General features: G+C 65.5%; 19 protein-coding genes. 9 read left to right on the top strand and 10 right to left on the bottom strand.

Annotation, left to right across the window (positions count from 1 at the left end; all coding sequences use genetic code 11):
* Positions 1–8: 8 nt before the first annotated feature.
* Complete coding sequence (locus ACVI1L_RS31890; protein WP_018271230.1) at positions 9–575, bottom strand: hypothetical protein; 567 nt, start codon at positions 573–575, stop codon at positions 9–11.
* 90 nt (positions 576–665) lie between these two features.
* The gene (locus tag ACVI1L_RS31885) at positions 666–1,631 is read right to left on the bottom strand and encodes a GlxA family transcriptional regulator (RefSeq protein ID WP_456784705.1); all 966 of its coding nucleotides are present in this window, start codon (positions 1,629–1,631) and stop codon (positions 666–668) included.
* 205 nt (positions 1,632–1,836) lie between these two features.
* Between ACVI1L_RS31885 and ACVI1L_RS31880 the strand changes: the two genes are divergently transcribed.
* A complete protein-coding gene (locus ACVI1L_RS31880) occupies positions 1,837–2,478 on the top strand; it encodes an HD domain-containing protein (RefSeq protein WP_456784704.1) in 642 nt (213 codons plus the stop codon).
* A 7-nt stretch (positions 2,479–2,485) separates the two neighbouring features.
* Here ACVI1L_RS31880 and ACVI1L_RS31875 read toward each other — a convergent pair whose 3' ends face one another.
* Positions 2,486–2,944, bottom strand: coding sequence for an SRPBCC family protein (locus tag ACVI1L_RS31875; RefSeq protein ID WP_057019819.1), 459 nt, complete (start codon positions 2,942–2,944; stop codon positions 2,486–2,488).
* Between the two features lie 77 nt (positions 2,945–3,021).
* Between ACVI1L_RS31875 and ACVI1L_RS31870 the strand changes: the two genes are divergently transcribed.
* Positions 3,022–4,113 (top strand): adenylate/guanylate cyclase domain-containing protein, encoded by a 1,092-nt coding sequence (locus ACVI1L_RS31870; protein ID WP_456784703.1) that lies wholly within the window; start codon positions 3,022–3,024, stop codon positions 4,111–4,113.
* Positions 4,114–4,118: 5 nt separating this feature from the next.
* Here the strand turns inward: ACVI1L_RS31870 and ACVI1L_RS31865 are convergent, their stop codons facing one another.
* Positions 4,119–4,304, bottom strand: a complete 186-nt coding sequence (locus ACVI1L_RS31865; RefSeq protein ID WP_050386687.1) for a hypothetical protein — start codon at positions 4,302–4,304, stop codon at positions 4,119–4,121.
* A 155-nt stretch (positions 4,305–4,459) separates the two neighbouring features.
* On the opposite strand from ACVI1L_RS31865, the gene ACVI1L_RS31860 reads away from it, so the two are divergent.
* Both ACVI1L_RS31860 and ACVI1L_RS31855 read left to right on the top strand, forming a co-directional pair.
* Positions 4,460–5,680: a helix-turn-helix domain-containing protein gene (locus tag ACVI1L_RS31860; RefSeq protein WP_456784702.1), complete on the top strand. Its 1,221-nt coding sequence runs from the start codon at positions 4,460–4,462 to the stop codon at positions 5,678–5,680.
* Positions 5,681–5,813: 133 nt separating this feature from the next.
* Entirely contained in the window at positions 5,814–6,461 is a 648-nt protein-coding gene (locus ACVI1L_RS31855) for a Vgb family protein (protein ID WP_057019817.1), read from the top strand.
* Positions 6,462–6,473: 12 nt separating this feature from the next.
* Here the strand turns inward: ACVI1L_RS31855 and ACVI1L_RS31850 are convergent, their stop codons facing one another.
* The 3 genes from ACVI1L_RS31850 to ACVI1L_RS31840 form a co-directional block, all read right to left on the bottom strand.
* Complete coding sequence (locus ACVI1L_RS31850) at positions 6,474–6,806, bottom strand: hypothetical protein (RefSeq protein WP_456784701.1); 333 nt, start codon at positions 6,804–6,806, stop codon at positions 6,474–6,476.
* A 159-nt stretch (positions 6,807–6,965) separates the two neighbouring features.
* Complete coding sequence (locus tag ACVI1L_RS31845) at positions 6,966–8,183, bottom strand: MFS transporter (RefSeq protein WP_456784700.1); 1,218 nt, start codon at positions 8,181–8,183, stop codon at positions 6,966–6,968.
* A gap of 132 nt (positions 8,184–8,315) precedes the next feature.
* Positions 8,316–9,482, bottom strand: a complete 1,167-nt coding sequence (locus ACVI1L_RS31840; RefSeq protein ID WP_456784699.1) for an ABC transporter substrate-binding protein — start codon at positions 9,480–9,482, stop codon at positions 8,316–8,318.
* A gap of 213 nt (positions 9,483–9,695) precedes the next feature.
* Between ACVI1L_RS31840 and ACVI1L_RS31835 the strand changes: the two genes are divergently transcribed.
* Positions 9,696–10,262 carry an AAA family ATPase gene (locus ACVI1L_RS31835; protein ID WP_057019814.1) on the top strand — a complete coding sequence of 189 codons (567 nt, stop codon included), beginning with the start codon at positions 9,696–9,698 and terminating at the stop codon, positions 10,260–10,262.
* A gap of 8 nt (positions 10,263–10,270) precedes the next feature.
* Here the strand turns inward: ACVI1L_RS31835 and ACVI1L_RS31830 are convergent, their stop codons facing one another.
* On the bottom strand, positions 10,271–10,822 hold the full coding sequence (locus tag ACVI1L_RS31830) for a carboxymuconolactone decarboxylase family protein (RefSeq protein WP_076831821.1): 552 nt from the start codon (positions 10,820–10,822) through the stop codon (positions 10,271–10,273).
* Between the two features lie 136 nt (positions 10,823–10,958).
* Positions 10,959–13,469, bottom strand: coding sequence for an outer membrane protein assembly factor BamA (gene bamA / locus ACVI1L_RS31825; RefSeq protein ID WP_456784698.1), 2,511 nt, complete (start codon positions 13,467–13,469; stop codon positions 10,959–10,961).
* 284 nt (positions 13,470–13,753) lie between these two features.
* Between bamA and ACVI1L_RS31820 the strand changes: the two genes are divergently transcribed.
* Positions 13,754–14,476, top strand: coding sequence for a response regulator (locus ACVI1L_RS31820; protein WP_092089826.1), 723 nt, complete (start codon positions 13,754–13,756; stop codon positions 14,474–14,476).
* A complete protein-coding gene (locus ACVI1L_RS31815; RefSeq protein WP_456784697.1) occupies positions 14,473–15,813 on the top strand; it encodes an ATP-binding protein in 1,341 nt (446 codons plus the stop codon). Before ACVI1L_RS31820 ends, ACVI1L_RS31815 begins: the two co-directional genes overlap by 4 nt.
* A gap of 32 nt (positions 15,814–15,845) precedes the next feature.
* On the opposite strand, the gene ACVI1L_RS31810 is transcribed toward ACVI1L_RS31815, so the two are convergent.
* Positions 15,846–16,343, bottom strand: coding sequence for a MarR family winged helix-turn-helix transcriptional regulator (locus ACVI1L_RS31810; RefSeq protein ID WP_371852172.1), 498 nt, complete (start codon positions 16,341–16,343; stop codon positions 15,846–15,848).
* A gap of 119 nt (positions 16,344–16,462) precedes the next feature.
* On the opposite strand from ACVI1L_RS31810, the gene ACVI1L_RS31805 reads away from it, so the two are divergent.
* Together ACVI1L_RS31805 and ACVI1L_RS31800 are read left to right on the top strand one after the other, a co-directional pair.
* Positions 16,463–16,864: an Ohr family peroxiredoxin gene (locus ACVI1L_RS31805; protein WP_456784696.1), complete on the top strand. Its 402-nt coding sequence runs from the start codon at positions 16,463–16,465 to the stop codon at positions 16,862–16,864.
* Between the two features lie 96 nt (positions 16,865–16,960).
* Positions 16,961–17,365 carry a cupin domain-containing protein gene (locus tag ACVI1L_RS31800; RefSeq protein ID WP_456785637.1) on the top strand — a complete coding sequence of 135 codons (405 nt, stop codon included), beginning with the start codon at positions 16,961–16,963 and terminating at the stop codon, positions 17,363–17,365.
* The last annotated feature ends 28 nt before the right edge of the window (positions 17,366–17,393 follow it).

Below are 17,393 nucleotides of genomic sequence, written 5' to 3'. Positions count from 1 at the left end.
GACGCGGCTCAACCACCCAGCGGCTTGTCGGAATCGCCCGACAGCAATTTCGGGAACAGTTCCTTGAAGGCGAACTTGTCGTCGCCCTTGGCGCGGTCGAAGCGCAGCACGACGTCGAACCGGCTGCCCTCCCATTTGGTCGGCGGGGTGCCCTTGCTGACCGGGATCAGCGGAAGGATATCGGAGATGATCGCCTTGTGCTCCCAGCACAGCAGCACGACGCCCTTCAGCGCCAGCACCGCAGGCACCAGCCTCGGCTCATCGCCCTTGCCAAAGCTTTCGTTCGGGGTCAGGCCGCGCCGTGCGGCAAGCGCCGAGATCGTCTCGGCCGGACGGCTCGACGGCGGCTGATTGGCCGTGGTGCCCGGTGTCGCGGCATAGATTGCATCGGGCTTGGCATAGTCACCGCCGGTGAGATCGGTGCCGAACAACGCGGTCCACGCGCCCGCACGCTCCCACCCACGGAGCACAAGCGACTCGGTGTCGGAGACGCCATCCGCGGTGAAACCGGGTCCCGGCCAGGAATCGCCCGGCTTCTCGGCATGACGGATGATGAAGAGCGTGAGCGCGTCCATGGGCGGCCTCTCGGGAGAAGATGTGTGGCAGGATCCGGCGTCGGCGACGTCGATCCTATCCCCGATACAGCCTCCGGTTGATGAACCGCATCACAGTTTGCGAAAACTCGCGCGGTATTGCGCCGGCGACACACCGAGCCGCTCGGTGAACACGATCCGCATCCGGTCGGCCGAACCGAAGCCGCAGTCGAACGCAACCGCCTTCAGCGGCCGGTCTGAGCTCTCGAGCAGCTGGCGCGCGGCGTCGACCCGCGCCCGCTCGACGAATTCGTGCGGCGTGATTCCGGTCTCCTGCGCAAAGGCGCGGCCGAAATTGCGCACGCTCATGCCGACGGCTTCCGCCAGCGACTGCAGCGTGTGGCGCTCGCCGACATGCTGCATGACATGCGCCTGCGCGCGCGCAATCGGCGAATCCTCATCGACCGGCGCGGTGAGATAGGGACTGAATTGCGACTGCCCGCCCTGGCGCTGCGCCACCACGACCAGGCGCTTGGCCACCGCGACCGCAACCTGCGGCCCGTGCCGCTCGGCGACCAGCGCGAGCCCGAGATCGATCCCCGCGGTCACGCCGGCCGAGGTCATCAGATGTCCGTCACGAATGTAGATGCGGTCGAAGATCACCTCGGCCGCGGGAAAGCGCGCCGCCAGCCGCTGCGCGTTCTGCCAATGCGTCGTCACCTTGTGGCCGTCGAGCAGCCCGGCATGGCCGAGCGCGAAGGCGCCGGTGCAAATCGAACCATAGAGCTCGGCGCGCGCGGGCGCCCCACGCAGCCACTGTGTCAGTTCGGGATCCGGCGCGGCATCGGGCAATGCCGGCCCGCCCGCCACCAGCAGGATATCGAACCTCTCTTGTGCCTCGGCGAAGCTGAGATCGGCCGATATCTTCATGCCGTTCGACGCGCGGAGCGGTTCGCAGTCGGCACCGACCAGCACGGTCTCATAGCCATCGCCCGCTGGCACAAAGCCGTTCGTCTCCGCGAACACGTCGACGGGACCCGCGACATCGAGCGCCTGAACCCCTTCGTGAATCGCGATCGCGACCCTCTGAACCGCCATGCCTTCTCCCTGCCCGCTGGCGCGAAACGACGTCTGGTTGGCCCGATCCGGCGGCGCGCGATCGTTGCGGGATCGGGCCAAAACGGGCGACAAGCACCCCACGGATCGCGCCATCCGGCGATCCGCACACACCGCAGAGACAAGCGCCGGGCTCGCGTGTTCGCACGCCACGGCATCGTCTTGCCACATCGAGGAGCGTCTTGAAATGACCGAGATCATCGCCGGCATCCGCGTACCCGACAGCGCGATGGCCCGCGCCGCCACCCAGCTGGTATGGGATACCGAGGACGCCCTGCTCTACAATCACAGCCGCCGCGTGTTCTTCTGGGGCGCGCTGACCGGCAACCGCCGCAAGCTGAAATTCGATCCCGAACTGCTCTATGTCGGCGCCATGTTCCACGACATGGGCCTCACCGCTGCTCACGCGAGCCCCGATCTGCGCTTCGAGGTCGACGGCGCCAACGCTGCACGCGACTTCCTCAAGGGCTATGGCGTTCCGGAGCGCGACATCGAGGATGTCTGGACCTCAATCGCCCTGCACACCACGCCTGGCGTCCCCGAGCATATGCGTCCGACCATTGCGCTGGTCACCGCCGGCGTCGAGATGGACGTGCTCGGCATCGCCTACGACGATTTCTCGCACGAGCACCGCGACCATGTCTGCGCGCACCATCCGCGCGAGGCGAACTTCAAGGAGAACATCATCGATCATTTCGCCGCCGGCACCATCAGGAAGCCGCTGACGACCTTCGGCAACGTCAAGGCCGACGTGCTGGCGCTGAAGGACATGAACTATACCAGGACGAACTTCTGCTCGATCATCCTCGGCTCGAAATGGCCGACATGACGCGACGTCAATGGCGGTTGGCAGGACCGTGGTCGGGGCCGGGATCCCGACCGGCGGCCGCGTGGGAGAGCCGGCCCATGTAATGCGCCCAACCCTTGTCGTGGCTCTCGCACTGCGCGGCGTTCGGCAGGCCGCTATGGGTCATGCGGAGCAGCGTGCCGTTGTCCTGCTCCATCAGGTCGATCTCGATCAGGCTCGATCCTGGCGGCACTTCCTCGCTGCCCTCCCAGCCGAAGCTGTAGGCGAGACGATGCACCGGCACGACCTCGCGGAACGCTCCGCGCGCGGCGCGGCTGCGATCACTGCCGAGCCCCTTGAGGAAGTAGAGGCCCCCGGGATGCGTCTCGGTCGCGGCTTCCAGCCCCATCCAGCTTACGATCTTTTGCGGATCGGTCAGGAAGGCGAACACGGTTGCAGCCGGGGCTGCGATCTGGATCTCGCGTTGAACGATGAAGGCTTCAGTCATAGATCCATGCTCCATTGACAGTCGGCGCTCAGGGATAATTCGTGACAAGGGTGGTGCGTCAACCCCATGATGGTGTGATGCAATTGTCCTCGACGTTGAGCTGGCTGGTCGACGCCGCCGCCGAAACCGCGGGCGCCAACCGGTTGCTGGCGGACCTCGGTAGCCACCTTATCACGGATGGCCTGCCGCTTGCCGGCGGCGCTCTGACGCTCGAGGTTCCGCACCCCCTGATTGCAAGACGAACCTGGCTGTGGCGTGCCGACAATGGCGAGGTCATCGAAGCGCTCGGATTCGCGCCGGAACAACCTTTTGCGATGCCCGATATGGTGGGATCCGGCGACGCCGGCCGGCGCTGGCTCGGAACTCTCGCGCCCGGCCCGATCCACGAGGGCACGATTGGAACGCGGCCGGATGGCCCGACCCTCGGCTGGATCGGGACACGCGCCTTCACACCTGCCGAGGCGGATCAATTGCGCGAGGCGGCGCGGTTCATGGCCGCGCCGCTCGCCGCGCTCGCGGCGCGCGCGACACTGACGGCGGCGCTGGAGGCGTATCTCGGCCGGCGCAGCGCGGCGCGCGTGCTGGCATCGCCATTGCGGCGTAATACCGGCGAAACCATCCGGGCCGCGCTGCTGTTCGCCGACCTCCGCGGCTTCACCGCGCTGTCGGAAAGCCATCCGCCTGCCGAGGTGATCGCGGCGCTCGATGCCTGGTTCGACCGCATCGCGGGCGCCATCCACGCCTTCGGCGGCGAGGTGCTGAAATTCATCGGCGACGGCCTGCTTGCGATCTTTCCGGTCACGACCAGCGCGCGCAGCGCATCCGAGGCGGCATTGCGCGCGGTGTCGGCGGCGCGCGTCGGCATGGCGCATCTCGATGCAGAGCGACGCAAGCAGGGCTTGCCGCCGTTGCCATTCGGCTCGGCGCTGCATCTTGGCGAGGTGCACTGGGGCAATATCGGCGCCGCCGACCGCCTCGACTTCACCGCGATCGGCGCCGCGGTCAATCTGGTGAGCCGGCTCGAAGGGCTCTGCAAGCCGCTCGAGCAGACCGTGCTGGTTTCGGGCGCCCTCGCCGCCGAGACCGAGACGCCGCTGGTCGCGCTCGGCAGTCATGAATTGCGCGGCATTGCGCGGCCATGCGCGGTCTTCACTTTGCCGGAGACTTGAGCCGGTCATCTGAACAGGCGCAGCCATGGCGCCAGATGAAATGCGCTCATCAGCGCGTACATCGGGACCATGCCCTGCAATGACAGCGGTCCCTGCATCGCGCCGCAGATCATGTCGGCCGGCGCCATCGCGGCAATCAGCGCCATCACGGCGAAGGTCGGCGCCGCCGCCAGCGACAGAAAGCGCGCCACGATGGGCCCGCGTCCGCTGAACCGCCCCCTCACCCAACCTTCTCGTGTTTCGAAACCGGTCATCGTTCGATCTCTCTGGAGATGATCCATGTCGTCATGTGCTAGGTTAGGACCGGGCCTCGGAGGGTGAGAGTGACAAGTGTGTCGGGATTCGAATGGACTCGCTGATCATAGCTGCGGCGCGCGCGCTCGCGGCGGGTGATCCCCTCGGCGCACTGAAACGGGTGGCCCTGCGCGACGATGCGCCGGCGCTGGCGCTGCGCGGCATCGCGATGGCCCGGCTCGGCGATTTCGCCCGCGCCAAGGAGCTGCTGCGGCGCGCCGGCCGCGCCTTCGGCCCGCGCGAAGCCGTCGCGCGGGCACGCTGCGTGGTGGCGGAGGCCGAGATCGCGCTGGTGTCGCGCGACCTTTCCTTTCCCGGCAAGAGCCTCGCCGCGGCGCGCGCAACGCTCGCGGCACGAGGCGATGCACTCAATGCCGCCCATGCCGGCTATCTCGAAATCCGCCGCCTGATGCTGATCGGGAGCCTCGATGCGGCCGAGCGCATGCTTGCTGGCCTCGACCCGGCACCGTTCCCGCCGGCGCTGCGGGTCGGCCATGAACTGGTCGTCGCCGGAATCGCGATGCGGCGGCTGCAGACCAAGCCGGCACGCGAAGCGTTGGCCCTCGCAAGGGAAGCCGCGCGCCGCGCCGGCATCGCCGAGCTCGCGGCCGAGGTCGAGAATACCGCGCGCCTGCTCGCCACGCCCGCGGCGCGCCTGATCGCGCGCGGTAGCGAGCGGCCGCTCCTGCTCGAGGAGGTCGAAGCCCTGATGGCGTCGAAGGCGCTCGTCGTCGATGCCTGCCGCTACGTCGTGCGCGATATCGGCACGACGGTCTCGCTGACCCGGCGGCCGGTGCTGTTCGCGCTTGCCCGCGCGCTGGGCGAAGCGTGGCCGCAGGACGTGTCGCGCGGCACGCTGATCGCGCGGGCGTTTCGCGGCAAGCACGCCGATGAATCACACCGGGCGCGGCTGCGGGTCGAGATCGGACGGCTGCGCCGGGCGCTGCGGCCGCTGGCCGATCTCAGCGCCACGCCTGACGGCTTTGTGCTCCAGCCGCATGGCCGGCGCGAGGTGACCGTGCTGGCGCTGCCGGTCGAGGAGGAGCATGCCGCGGTGCTGGCTTTTCTCGCCGACGGCGAGGCCTGGTCGAGCTCGGCGCTGTCGGTCGCACTAGGGGCGAGCCAGCGCACCGTGCAGCGTGCGCTCGACGCGCTGGCCGCCACCGGCAAGGTGCAATCGGTCGGCCGCGCCCGCGCCCGGCGCTGGATGACGCCGCCGGTGCCGGGATTCACGACGACGTTGTTACTCCCTGCCCCGCTGCCGAACGGCTAGCATCGGGGCGCAATCGGAAGCGTTTTCGAGCGAAGCGGATACCGGTTCGCGTGGAGAAAACGCGTCAAAGCAGGATTCTGGAGCCTCGATTCTGATTCAATCAGAATTGAAGCTCCAGGCGACAGGAGCGCACATGAAAAAGGCCACGGCCGAGATCATCCGGGAATACGGCCCCTTCGACGGCGTCGAGAACGTCGGCGGCGTCAGCTTCGACGGCGAGCAGGTCTGGTTCGCGGCCGGCGATCGCCTGGTCGCCTTCGATCCCGACAGCGGCAACACCACCCGCACCCTCGAGATCGCGGCTCATGCCGGCACCGCCTTCGACGGCAAGCACCTCTATCAGATCGCCGAGGACCGCATTCTGAAGATCGAGCCGAACAGCGGGCGCGTGATATCCACCATCCCCTCACCCGGCGGCGGCCGCGACTCGGGCCTCGCCTGGGCGGAGGGCTCGCTGTGGGTCGGCCAGTATCGCGACCGCACCATCGTTCAGATCGATCCGGAAACCGGCAAGGTTCTGCGCACCATCGAAAGCAACCGGTTCGTCACCGGCGTCTCCTGGGTCGATGGCGAACTCTGGCACGGCACCTGGGAAGGCGATGAAAGCGACGTGCGGCGCATCGACCCGCAGACCGGCGAAGTCATGGAAAAGCTGGAGATGCCGCAGGGCGTGTTCGTCTCTGGCCTCGAGTCCGACGGCGCCGACCGCTTCTTCTGCGGAAGCGGCTCCGCCAACAACAAGGTGCGTGCCATCCGGCGACCGAAGCGCAGCCGCACGTGAAGCGATTTGCGATCACCTTTCGGCCAGTGAAAGAATAGAGCGGATCACCTGGCGCTTCTCGTCCGACAAACCCGCGAGCAGCGTCTCGTCGAGATGCTGTTCTCGGATGAGCCGTGCGAAGACAAGCGGGAGCTGCGAGTATCGATAGTCGAACATCTCATCGAGCTCCCTCCTTCGCTGATGCAGATACTCGCCAACTTCCCACATCTCCAACGGCGTCGCTGCCGCAACGGCCCTGCTCTTGAATTCGACCATCACCTTGGCGAGTGCGCACTCCACCGCCGAATCATAGGCCTTGCGCGCAATCTTCTTCTCGGCCGGGGACCATTGGAGATCACGGTACATAGTGGGCTCTCATGCGCCTGACGTCGTGCCAACAGTCATGGCATTCAGCCTTGGACGCCCGACCGATGCAATGACACCACAACGTTGCCCCTTTTGCCCGCCGCTCGGCAAGAACAATGCGTCTGTCCGAGCGGCGCGCTGCATGACGGAGGTCAAACCTCACGCCGGCGCCGGCACCGCCGTGGGCCGCGCCGCCGGCATCGGGCGGAACGTCATCATGATCAGGAACGCGCCGATGCCGACCGCCCAGGAGCCGACATAGAGCCACGTGTAGCTCGCGAAGGTGTCGTAGATCAGGCCGCCGGCGAGCGGTCCGGTCGCCATGCCGAGGCTGCCGGCCATCGCGGTGCCGCCGATCACCGTACCCATCATCCGCAGCGGAAAATTCTCGCGGATCAGCACGGAATACAGCGGCATGGTGCCGGCATAGATGAAGCCGAAGATCGCGGCGACCGCGTAGAATGCGGCGAGCTCGCGCACGAAGACGTAGCCGAGCGCGCCGAACGCCTGCGCCAGCAATCCGAGCACCAGCACGCGCTTGGCGCCAAAGCGGTCGCCGAGCAGGCCGAAGGCGATGCGGCCGCCCATCCCGGCGAGCCCTTCGACGCTGTAGATCGTCACCGCAGCAACCATCGGAATGCCGCAGGTGACCGCGTAACTCACGGTATGGATGATCGGGCCCGAATGGGTCGCGCAGCAGAAGAAATTGGTCACAATCAGGATGATGAATTGCGGCGAGCGCAGCGCCTGCGCCAGCGACATCGGCGGTTCGCCGTTTTCGGAGACCGCTTCAGCGTGGTCGCCCTGCAGCGCCGGCGGGCGGCGCACCAGGAATGAGACCGGGATCATGATCGCGCTGACCACGCCCGAGACGATCAGCATCGCGGTGCGCCAGTCGTGGTGGGAGATCAGCCAGGCCGCAAGCGGCGACATCGTCATCGGCGCCATGCCCATGCCGGCCGACACCAGCGAAACGGCGAGGCTTCGATGGGTGTCGAACCAGCCGGTGACGCAGGCCATCATCGGCGCGAAGATCGCCGCCGTTGCCGCGCCGACCACCGCGCCGAACACGAACTGAAAGGCCAGCAGCGATGTTGTCTGGCTGGCCAGCGCGAGGCTTGCCGCCAGCACGACCGATCCGGTCAGCACCACCGGAAGCGGCCCGAAGCGGTCGGACAGCGTGCCCCAGATCATGCTGGTGAAGGCCATAGCGAGAAAGCCGATCGTCATCGCGCTGGAAATGCCTGTCACCGACCAGCCGGTCTCGCGCGCCATGGGCTGGAGGAACACCGGCAGCGAGAACATGCCGCCGATCGCGACACAGCCGAGCAGGCCGCCAGCCGCGACGATCACCCAGCGATAGGTTGAATTGCTCATTCCGGAACTCCTATGCAGCTCGTTCTGGCTGCAAGACGAACGGACCGGAGTGGAACCGACAGCTGGCGCGCCCGCCAGCTCACTTTTTTGCGAGCGTGGCGTCTGGCGCGGCTACCGAGATATTCCTTCTGGTCAGCGGCCAGCCAGACTGCACCCCGGCTTCGGTGTGATCTCGCCGAGTGCTCGCACCTGCACGAGTTCCGAACCCTGCGTCCTGGCGATGAACATGCTCATCGCCGCGTGATGATCCTGACCGAGCGTGACAGGGCCGGTCGGCGACGGAATGGCAAGGCCCGCCATCGCGTCGACGATCGCCTCCTTGTCGAGCTTGCCGGCCTTCTCGGCCGCCGCCTTGAGCGCGATCAGCGTGTTGTAATGCGTCATCACATAGTTCGACACCGCGACACCCGGCTCTGCGGCGGCGCGCGCCTTCGCCACGAACGCCTTGACGGCCGGATCCTCGCTCGCCGCGACCGCCGGCACCACTGTGACCATGTTCTGGCCCTTGCCGCGGAAGATGCCGAGGTCGACCTCGGACAGTCCGAGGAATGCCACGGTGATGTCCTTTAGCAATCCGGCCTCGTCGGCCTGCCGGATGAAATCCATCCCGTCGCCCTTCAGCGCGAACAACAGCACCTTGGCCTTGCTCGCCGCGACCTCCCTGATCAGCGGTGAAAAGTCGGTCTCCGTCCCCAGCGTGTATTTGGTCGCGACCACCTTGCCGCCGAGCTTCTCGATCAAGGGCTGCGCGATGCCGAACATCTGGTGCGGCCAGACCCGGTCGGCGCCGAGCAGGAAGTACGTGTTGCCGAAGGTTTGCGTCATGTAGGGCAGCAGCTGGCCGAGCTCCTGGTTCGGCACCGCGCCGAACGAAAACAGATAGCGGCTGCATTTGCCGCCCTCGTAATTGGTGGCATAGAGCAGCGGCGTCTTCGAGCTCTCGGCAAGCGGCACCAGCGCATTCAGGTTGCGCGAGGTGATCGGACCGACCACCGCCAGCACGCCCTGCTTCTCGACCAGCGAGCGCATCGCCTCAGCGGCCGAACCCGGCCGGGTCTTGTCGTCGACATAGATAACCTCGACCGGCCGGCCGAGAATGCCACCCACCGCGTTGATATCCTTGGCGGCGAGATCGAGCCCGAGTTTCGCCTGCTGGCCGTAAAGCTCGACCCCGCCGGAAAACGGCAGCACGGCGCCGACGCGGATCGGTTCGCCGGATTCCGCTGCGCACGAAGGCTGCAGCACCGCGGCGCAGACTAGCAGCGCGAGCGTCGTGCAGATGATCGAGCGTGATGCCATGTACGTCGTCCCTTCAAGCTTGATACAACCATGCTTGATCGAGGTTATCGGCGCGGCACTGAAGAATTCGTCAAGCGCGCCCCCATTTGCGTCACATTCGAGGCTATGCTCACTCCGCGCGTCGAGAATTTCCGCGCGCCTTCTTCCCCAAGATTTCAAGCCTATCGGGCAACCCGCGTTTGCGGAGTGCTCGTTCATGCGGTGTGACGATTGATGAAAGGATACCTCTTGCAAAACCGCTTCGTCCTGATCTCCGGCTGCTCCGGCGCCGGAAAATCGACGCTGCTGGCCGATCTGCGTGCGCGCGGCTATCCGGTCGTCGAGGAGCCCGGCCGCCGTATCATCGCCCATGAGCTCGCGTCCGGCGGCAAGGCGCTGCCGTGGGTCGATGCGGCAGCATTCCTGCATCGCGCCATTGACGTCGCACTGAAAGATATGGAGATGGCCAAAGCCCATTCCGGATGGGTGTTCTTCGATCGCGGCCTGGTCGACGCGGCGTCGGCGCTGCAGGCATTGACGGGCGAGCCGGTGCTGCACCCGACCTGCTCCGTCCATCGCTACCACAGATGCGTGTTCATGACGCCGCCGTGGCCCGAGATCTACCTCACCGATCCGGAGCGGCGGCACGGCTTCGAGGCCGCAATGGCCGAGTATCGGCGGCTGATGGAGACGCTTCCAACGCTCGGCTACGACGTGATCCACCTGCCGAAGGTATCGCCGTCCGCGCGCGCCGATTTCGTGCTGGCGACGCTCGGCGGCGGCATCCTGACTGAGGCCTGATCAGGCCGTCACTCCGCGGCCTCGCGCTGCGGAACGCCCTGCTCGACGTCGAGCTGCAAGATGTCGTTGAAGCGATTGAAGGCGCCGCACAGCGCGATCCGCCAGGTCAGCTCGACGATCTGCGCTTCCGAGAAATGTTCGCGCAGCCGTGCGAAGATCTCGTCGCGGGTCTTGTTCCAGTTGTTGGTTACGGCGATCGCATATTCGACCACGAGCTTGTCGAGCGCATCGAGCTCGGGATGATCCTGATAGTCGAGCAGCCGTTCGGCGCCCGCTTCCGAAACTCCCTGGATCGCGAGCTTCGGCGCATGGTGCGACACGCAATAATCGCACTTGTTGAGCAGCGACACCGTTACCAGCGCGAGCTCGAGATGCCGCTTCGAGACCACCGCCTCGTCGGCGAGATCGACCAGCAGCGACCACATGTGCTTGAAGATCGGCGGGCGCTGCGCCATGACGCCGGCCTGGTTCTCGAACGCGCCATAGGTGGTCATCTTGTCCCACAGCGGCTTGAGCTCGCCCGGCAGGTCGTTCCTGGTCTTGATTGACACGCGTGACATGGATTGCCTCGGATCGGAAATTGAACCAATGCAGCCTGCCCCGCTTCGCCTGATACCGCAAGCCGCAGGGCGGCATGGCAGGCGTCACGCTGGCCGCAACCCGCGGCGCGGTCCGGCAAGCGGAGCAACCGTCGGCTCAGAACGACGCCCCGCCTCCGAACCGGAACTCCTGCACGATGTCGTATTTACCCTTCGTGAGCGGCACGGCGTAATCGAAGCGCAGCGGGCCAAACGGCGAGGCCCAGATCAGGCCGACACCGACCGAGGTTCGCACCACGTTCCCGTCGTCGTATTGGAGGCCGCATTTGCAAGCAGCCGTATTCACCTCGCCGGTCGCGGCCCACGACGTCGGGCCTTGATAACCCCAGAGCGAGCCGGCGTCCGCATAGACAGTCCCCTTCAGCCCAACCTCAGAGGGCAGGAACCAGAACGGCATCTGCAGCTCCATCGACGCACCCCAGTATTTGGTGCCGCCGAGCGCATCCCCGACCGCGCCAAGGCTCGCATAGGTGATGTCGCGCGGGCCGATGCCGTTGGTGGCAAAGCCGCGCACCAGATTCGGCCCCATCTGGAAATGATCCAGCATGCGCAGATCGTTGTCGCCGACCTTGGTGAGCAGGCCGCCCTGCAGGTGGATCAGTCCGACCAGGTCGGACACCAGCGGCGTATAGTATTTCGCGTCGACCGCGCTCTTCAGATACGTCACGTCGCCGCCGACGCCGGCAAAGTCCTGCTTGAAGTCGATCAGCAGGCCATCGGTCGGGTTCTTGTTGTTGTCGACGGTGTTGTAGCTCAGGGCGTAGCCGATCTGCGAGGTCCAGGTCGCCCCTGCGGCCAGCTCCTTGCGCACCGGCAAGGTGGATTCGCCGTCGCCGTAGCAGCCATATCCATACAGCCCCGACGAGACCGAGTTGGTGGGATCGACGCCGCCGAGCACACTCTGGATGTAGGCAGGCGTCGGATTGAACGCGAGCAACGGGTTGGACGGATTGTTGTTGCAGTTCGCGTAGGCGCTATCGAGCGAGATTTCCTGCTGATAGAGCGAGTATCGCAACTGGAGGGTCAGGTCTTCGCGCAAGGCCAGGCCGAGCCGCGGCGAGAACCCGATCGTCTTCACGCCATAGGTCGTGTAGTCCGTCGGCAATTGCTCCTTGTAATACGCATCGAGCCCGAGCGCGACGCGATAGTCGAGCAAATACGGTTCGACAAAGGACAGCGACAGGCCGCGCGAGTACTGGCCGTAGCTGACCGTTGCCTTGGCAAACAGGCCGCGGCCGAGCAGATTTCGCTCCGAGATGCTGACCTCGGCGAGCGCGCCGTCCGTCGTGGAATAACCGCCAGACACGGAGAAGTCGCCGGTCGACTTTTCCTCCAGGTTGACGATCAGAACGACGCGATCGCTCGTCGAGCCGGGCTCGGTGGTGATCTTGACCGTCTTGAAATAGTCGAGATTCTTCAGCCGCCGCTCGGCGCGATCGACCAGCGCACGGTTATATGCATCGCCCTCGGAGAGATCGAACTCGCGCCGGATCACGTAGTCTCGGGTGCGGTCGTTGCCGCGAATGTCGATCCGCTCGATATAGGTGCGCGGCCCCTCCTCCACGCGAAACATGATCCCCACCGTGTGGGCCTCGAAATTCCGGTCACCGTCCGGACGGACCACCGCGAAGGCGTAGCCGCGGCGCGACGCTTCGATCTGCATGTCCTCGACCGATTTCTCGACCGCCTCGACATTGTAGAGCGAGCCTTCGCTGACGCGCGACAATGAACGCAGCGTCGTCGGATCGAAGCCCGCAATATTCGAGCGGAAACCGACCGTCGCAACGCGGTACTGCTGCCCCTCATCGATCTTGAACGTCACCTGAAAACCCTTGCGCTCCGGATCATACTCGGCGAGTGCAGCCACGACCTGGACGTCCGCGTAACCGTGCTTCAGGTAGAAACGGCGGATCAGGTCACGGTCGGCCTCGACCCGATCCGGGTCATAGATGTCGGCATTGCCGAGAAAGCTCAGGAAGTTCGTCTCATGGGTCTTGATCACGTCTTTCAGGCGCGCCGCTGAAAAACTGTTATTGCCCATGAACGCGATGGTCTTGATGCCGGTCTTCGCTCCCTCGTCGACGGTGAAGACGAGATCGACGCGATTGTTCGAGCGCTCGATGATTTCCGGCGTGACGTGCACGTCGTAGCGGCCTGAGCGCCGATAGATCTCGGCGATCCGCAGTGCATCGGACTGCACCATCGGCCGCGACAGGGTGCCCCGCGGCTTGGACTGCATTTCGGCCGAGAGCTGCTCGTCCTTGATCTTTTTGTTGCCCTCGAACGCGACGCGGTCGATCACTGGATTCTCGATCACGGAAACGACGATCCTGCCGCCCGCCCGATTGATCTTGACGTCCTGGAACAACCCGGTCCCGACCAGCTCCTTGAGGGCGTCGTCGATGGCAGCCTGATCGAGATGGCCGCCGGGCCCCGGCCTGAAATAGGAGCGGATGGTCTCCGCCTCTACCCTCCGGTTGCCTTCGACCGTGATCGCATCAAGCGATTGGGCCGCCGCCGGAGCCAACAATGGCCATATCACCGGCGCCCCCGGAATCGAAAAGCCCGACAGCACGATCGCCGCGACAAAGCCCCGCCACGTCTTCATTCCACACCTCGCGAACAAGCCCGCCGTTGTGTCGGGATGGTGATGGCTGCGGTGTGGCTGCAGGATTGCGGAATTATTTCCAGTGGTTTGGGACTGTTAGCGCGACGCGATGCAGCCAGCATCGCGGATTGTTTCGGGCTGCGAGCGACGCTTACAGTTCAGAAACACTATGCTTACGAAAAGGCGCAATGCCGCCCACAAGCGACGCCTATGCTGGTCGATTGGTGGCTGAGCGCGCACCAGATCGCGCACAACATGACTTTGACAGGACCTAGTCGCTGACCATGCTTGCACACACTCCAAAGATCCTGGTCGTCGAGGACGATCTGCCGACCAGAGACTTGATCGCCCGCTACCTGCGCGACCAATCCTGCCTGGTGGCCACGGCCTCGAACGGCAGGGAAATGGATCGTTACCTCGCCGGGCATTCGCTCGATCTCGTCATCCTCGATCTGATGCTGCCCGGAGAGGATGGATTGACCCTGTGTCGCCGCCTGCGCGGCGACTCGACGATCCCGATCATCATGCTCACGGCGAAAGGCGAGGACCTCGACCGGATCCTCGGGCTCGAGATGGGCGCGGACGATTATCTCGCCAAACCGTTCAATCCGCGTGAGCTGCTGGCGCGGATCAACGCGGTGCTGCGCCGCCAGGCCCAGGCCGGCCTTGCCGGGCGCTCGGGCCAAAGCGCCGCGCGCCTGCGCTTCCAGGACTGGACCATCGATCTTCGCCTGCGCGAACTGCGCGATCCCGACGGCGCCCAGGTCCCGTTGACCAGCGCGGAGTTCGACCTGCTGCAGGTGTTCTGTGAGCGACCCGGCCGGATCCTCACGCGCGATGGCCTCTTGACCATGACGCGCAGCCGGCCGGCCAGTCCATTCGGGCGCAGCATCGACGTCTTGGTCAGCCGGCTTCGCCGCAAGCTCGATACGAGCGAAGGATCGTCGGTGATCCGGACGGTACGCACCGGCGGCTACATCTTCACACCGCATGTGGAGGACGCATGAGCTGGACCCGCAGGATTGCCGCGCTTTTCAGCTTCCACCGGATCAGTGGCCAGATCGCCGCGCTGATCCTGCTGTCGCTGGTGCTCATCCATGCGCTGATCGGGCTTTATTTCGTCAGCCAGAAGCCGAGATCGTTGGCGGACAGGCCGATCCATCAGTTCCAGCTGGTTGCCAAGCTTCTGGCCGAGGCCCCTGCGGCCGATCGCGCAACGCTGTTGCGCGCGGCCGATCGAGCCTTTCCTCGCCTGCACCTCACATTGCGCGACGCAGGTCCGGGCTCGTCTGACGGTGCTTCGTCAGAGCCGCCCGGCGTCGACGATATCGACGAGTTTTCCTCGAAGACCGCGCCGGCGGCGGCTCGGTTGCCGGACGGAGCCCTGTTCGAAGCGACGATCGGCCCGACTAAAATGCCGCCCTTCTTCGGCGGATTCTGGGTCAGCACATTCCTGTTCCTGTTCGTCAGCGTCACGCTGCTCGGCGTGTGGGCGGGCCGCGCGCTCAGCGCGCCGCTGTCCGCGTTCGCCCGCGCCGCCGAGAATTTCAGCATCAGCCAGGCGGCCGCGCCGCTGCCGGAGACCGGCCCGGAGGAAATCCGCGCCGCAGCAGTCGCGCTCAATCGCATGCGCGAACGCATCACCACGTTGATGAATGACCGCACGCGCATGCTCGCCGCCATCAGTCACGACCTGCGCACGCCGATCACCCGGTTGCGGCTCAGGTCCGAATATATCGAAAACGATGCCCAGCGCGCGGAGACCCTGCACGACCTCGATCAGATGCAGGCGATGCTGGAATCCGTGCTGTCATTCCTGAGCGGCGGCAGCGCGGCGAAGCCGACGCTTGTGAACGTCGCTGCGCTGCTGCAGACGATCTGCGAGCAATTCTCCGATTGCGGTCACGTCGTGCGCTACCAGGGCCCGAACAGGGCTTCGCTCCTGATCCGCCCGAGCGAGATCAGCCGCACCGTGACCAACCTGGTGGAGAACGCCCTGAGGTTCGGTAGCGAAGTCGATATCCGGCTGACCGCGTCAGCCGATCAGGCCACCATCGATGTCTCGGACGACGGTCCGGGGATTCCAGAGCACCGCCGGGCCGAAATGCTGAAGCCGTTCGTCCGCGGAGACGAGGCCCGCACCATGGACGAGACAAGCGGCTTCGGACTTGGCCTTTCGATCGCGCAGGCCATGGTGTGCGGGCATGGCGGCCAGCTGTCGCTGCACGACAACACGCGGCACGGCCTTCTTGTTCGCATCAAATTGCCGGGGCCCGTGCACCCTGGATCGGATCGAAGTGGGACGAGCGCGTCGCGACCCGCAGTTCCTGAGCTCGTTGGCTAGAGCAAATTCAGGATCGGGTTTGGCCCGCAGGATCATCCCTTCCTCGGATCGGCGCGTGTGTTGCGCAGCAGATTGTCGCGCAGCCTCGCGACGGTCTTCTGCACGACGGGAAATTCGTCTCCGAGCCCGGTGGCTTCGACCAGGGACACATTGATGTCCTTGTCGAGCAGGCGCCGGCCCGCCGCCGTCAGGCTCACGCGAACCTGCCGCTCATCGGCGGGATCTCTGACGCGGCTGATATAGCCGCTCTGCTCCAGCTTCTTGAGGATCGGCGTCAGCGTGTTGGATTCCAGAAACAGCTTTTCGCCGAGCGCGCTGACGGTCTGCTCGTCCGCCTCCGACAGCGCCACCATGGCGATGTATTGGGTGTAGGTCAGGCCGACCGCATCCAGGATCGGCTTGTAGGCGCGGCCGAAGGCCAGATTGGCCGAATAGACCGCAAAGCACAGAAAATTCGAGAGTTTTCGGCCCTTGGTCTCGGCCTTGGAGGTGCGGGTCACGGGCGGCTCCGGAGTTTGTGATGTCGCGATCCATATAAATCGTATCCGATTAAATCGGAAGTGCTTGACACGATCAAGCCTGAAGCCTATTTCGACGCGCACACGATTAGATCGGATACGATCTATATTTCATCCCAAAGGAGCTCGCCATGACCGCCAATGCAAAGGTTCTCGTCACCGGAAAGACCCACGTCACCGCCGGCCCGAACGGCGCCGCCCGCTCGCGCGACGGCTTCCTCGACGTCAAGCTGCCGCAGCCGCACCCCGCCGCGGAAAACCTGTTCGCGGCCGCCTGGTCGGCCTGCTACATCGGCGCGATCCAGCTCGCCGCCGGTCAGCGCAAGGTCAAGCTCGCGAGCGAGCCCGAGGTCGACGCCGAGATCGATCTGAACCAGGCCGGCAGCGCCTTCTTCCTGAACGCCCGCCTCAACGTCCACGTCCCCGGCGTCGAGCGCGAGGTCGCGCAGGAGCTGATCGAAGCCGCGCACGGCATCTGTCCCTACTCCAAGGCGGTCCACGGCAACATCGATGTCACGACCACCCTCGTCTGAAACGAGCACATGACGATCTCCGACGCGGGCCGGCCGCTTGCCGGCTCGCGGTCGGGCAAGTCCAGAAGACTGGAGTTCAAGATGACCAGCAAGCTGATGAAGGCAACGCGCCTGCTCGCAAGGACGGCCTTGTTCACCGCCAGCCTCCTGACCATACCGAGCGCACAGGCGCAGCAACCGACCGGTTTCACGCGAACCGACCTGCAGCGCCACGACCTCAGCGTCGGCGGGCATGAAGCCGTGCAGGTGCGGGTCGACATCGCGCCGGGCAAGGCCTTCGGCCGCCACACGCATCCGGGCGAAGAAATCATCTACGTGCTCGCCGGCCCCCTCGAATACGACGTCGACGGCAGGCCGCCGGCGAGGCTGAAGGCCGGCGACGTGCTGTTCATTCCCGCCGGCACGGTCCATGCGGCGAGGAATGTCGGCGACGTCACCGCCAGCGATCTTGCGACTTACATCGTCGAGAAGGACAAGCCGCTGCTGACCCTCGTGAAGTGACCGGTACCGCCTGCCCGCCCCGGCGCCT

The organism is Bradyrhizobium sp. USDA 4516 (genome assembly GCF_054055915.1).
Note: the sequence above shows the minus strand (reverse complement) of the source record. Positions and strands in the feature narration are given on the sequence as shown.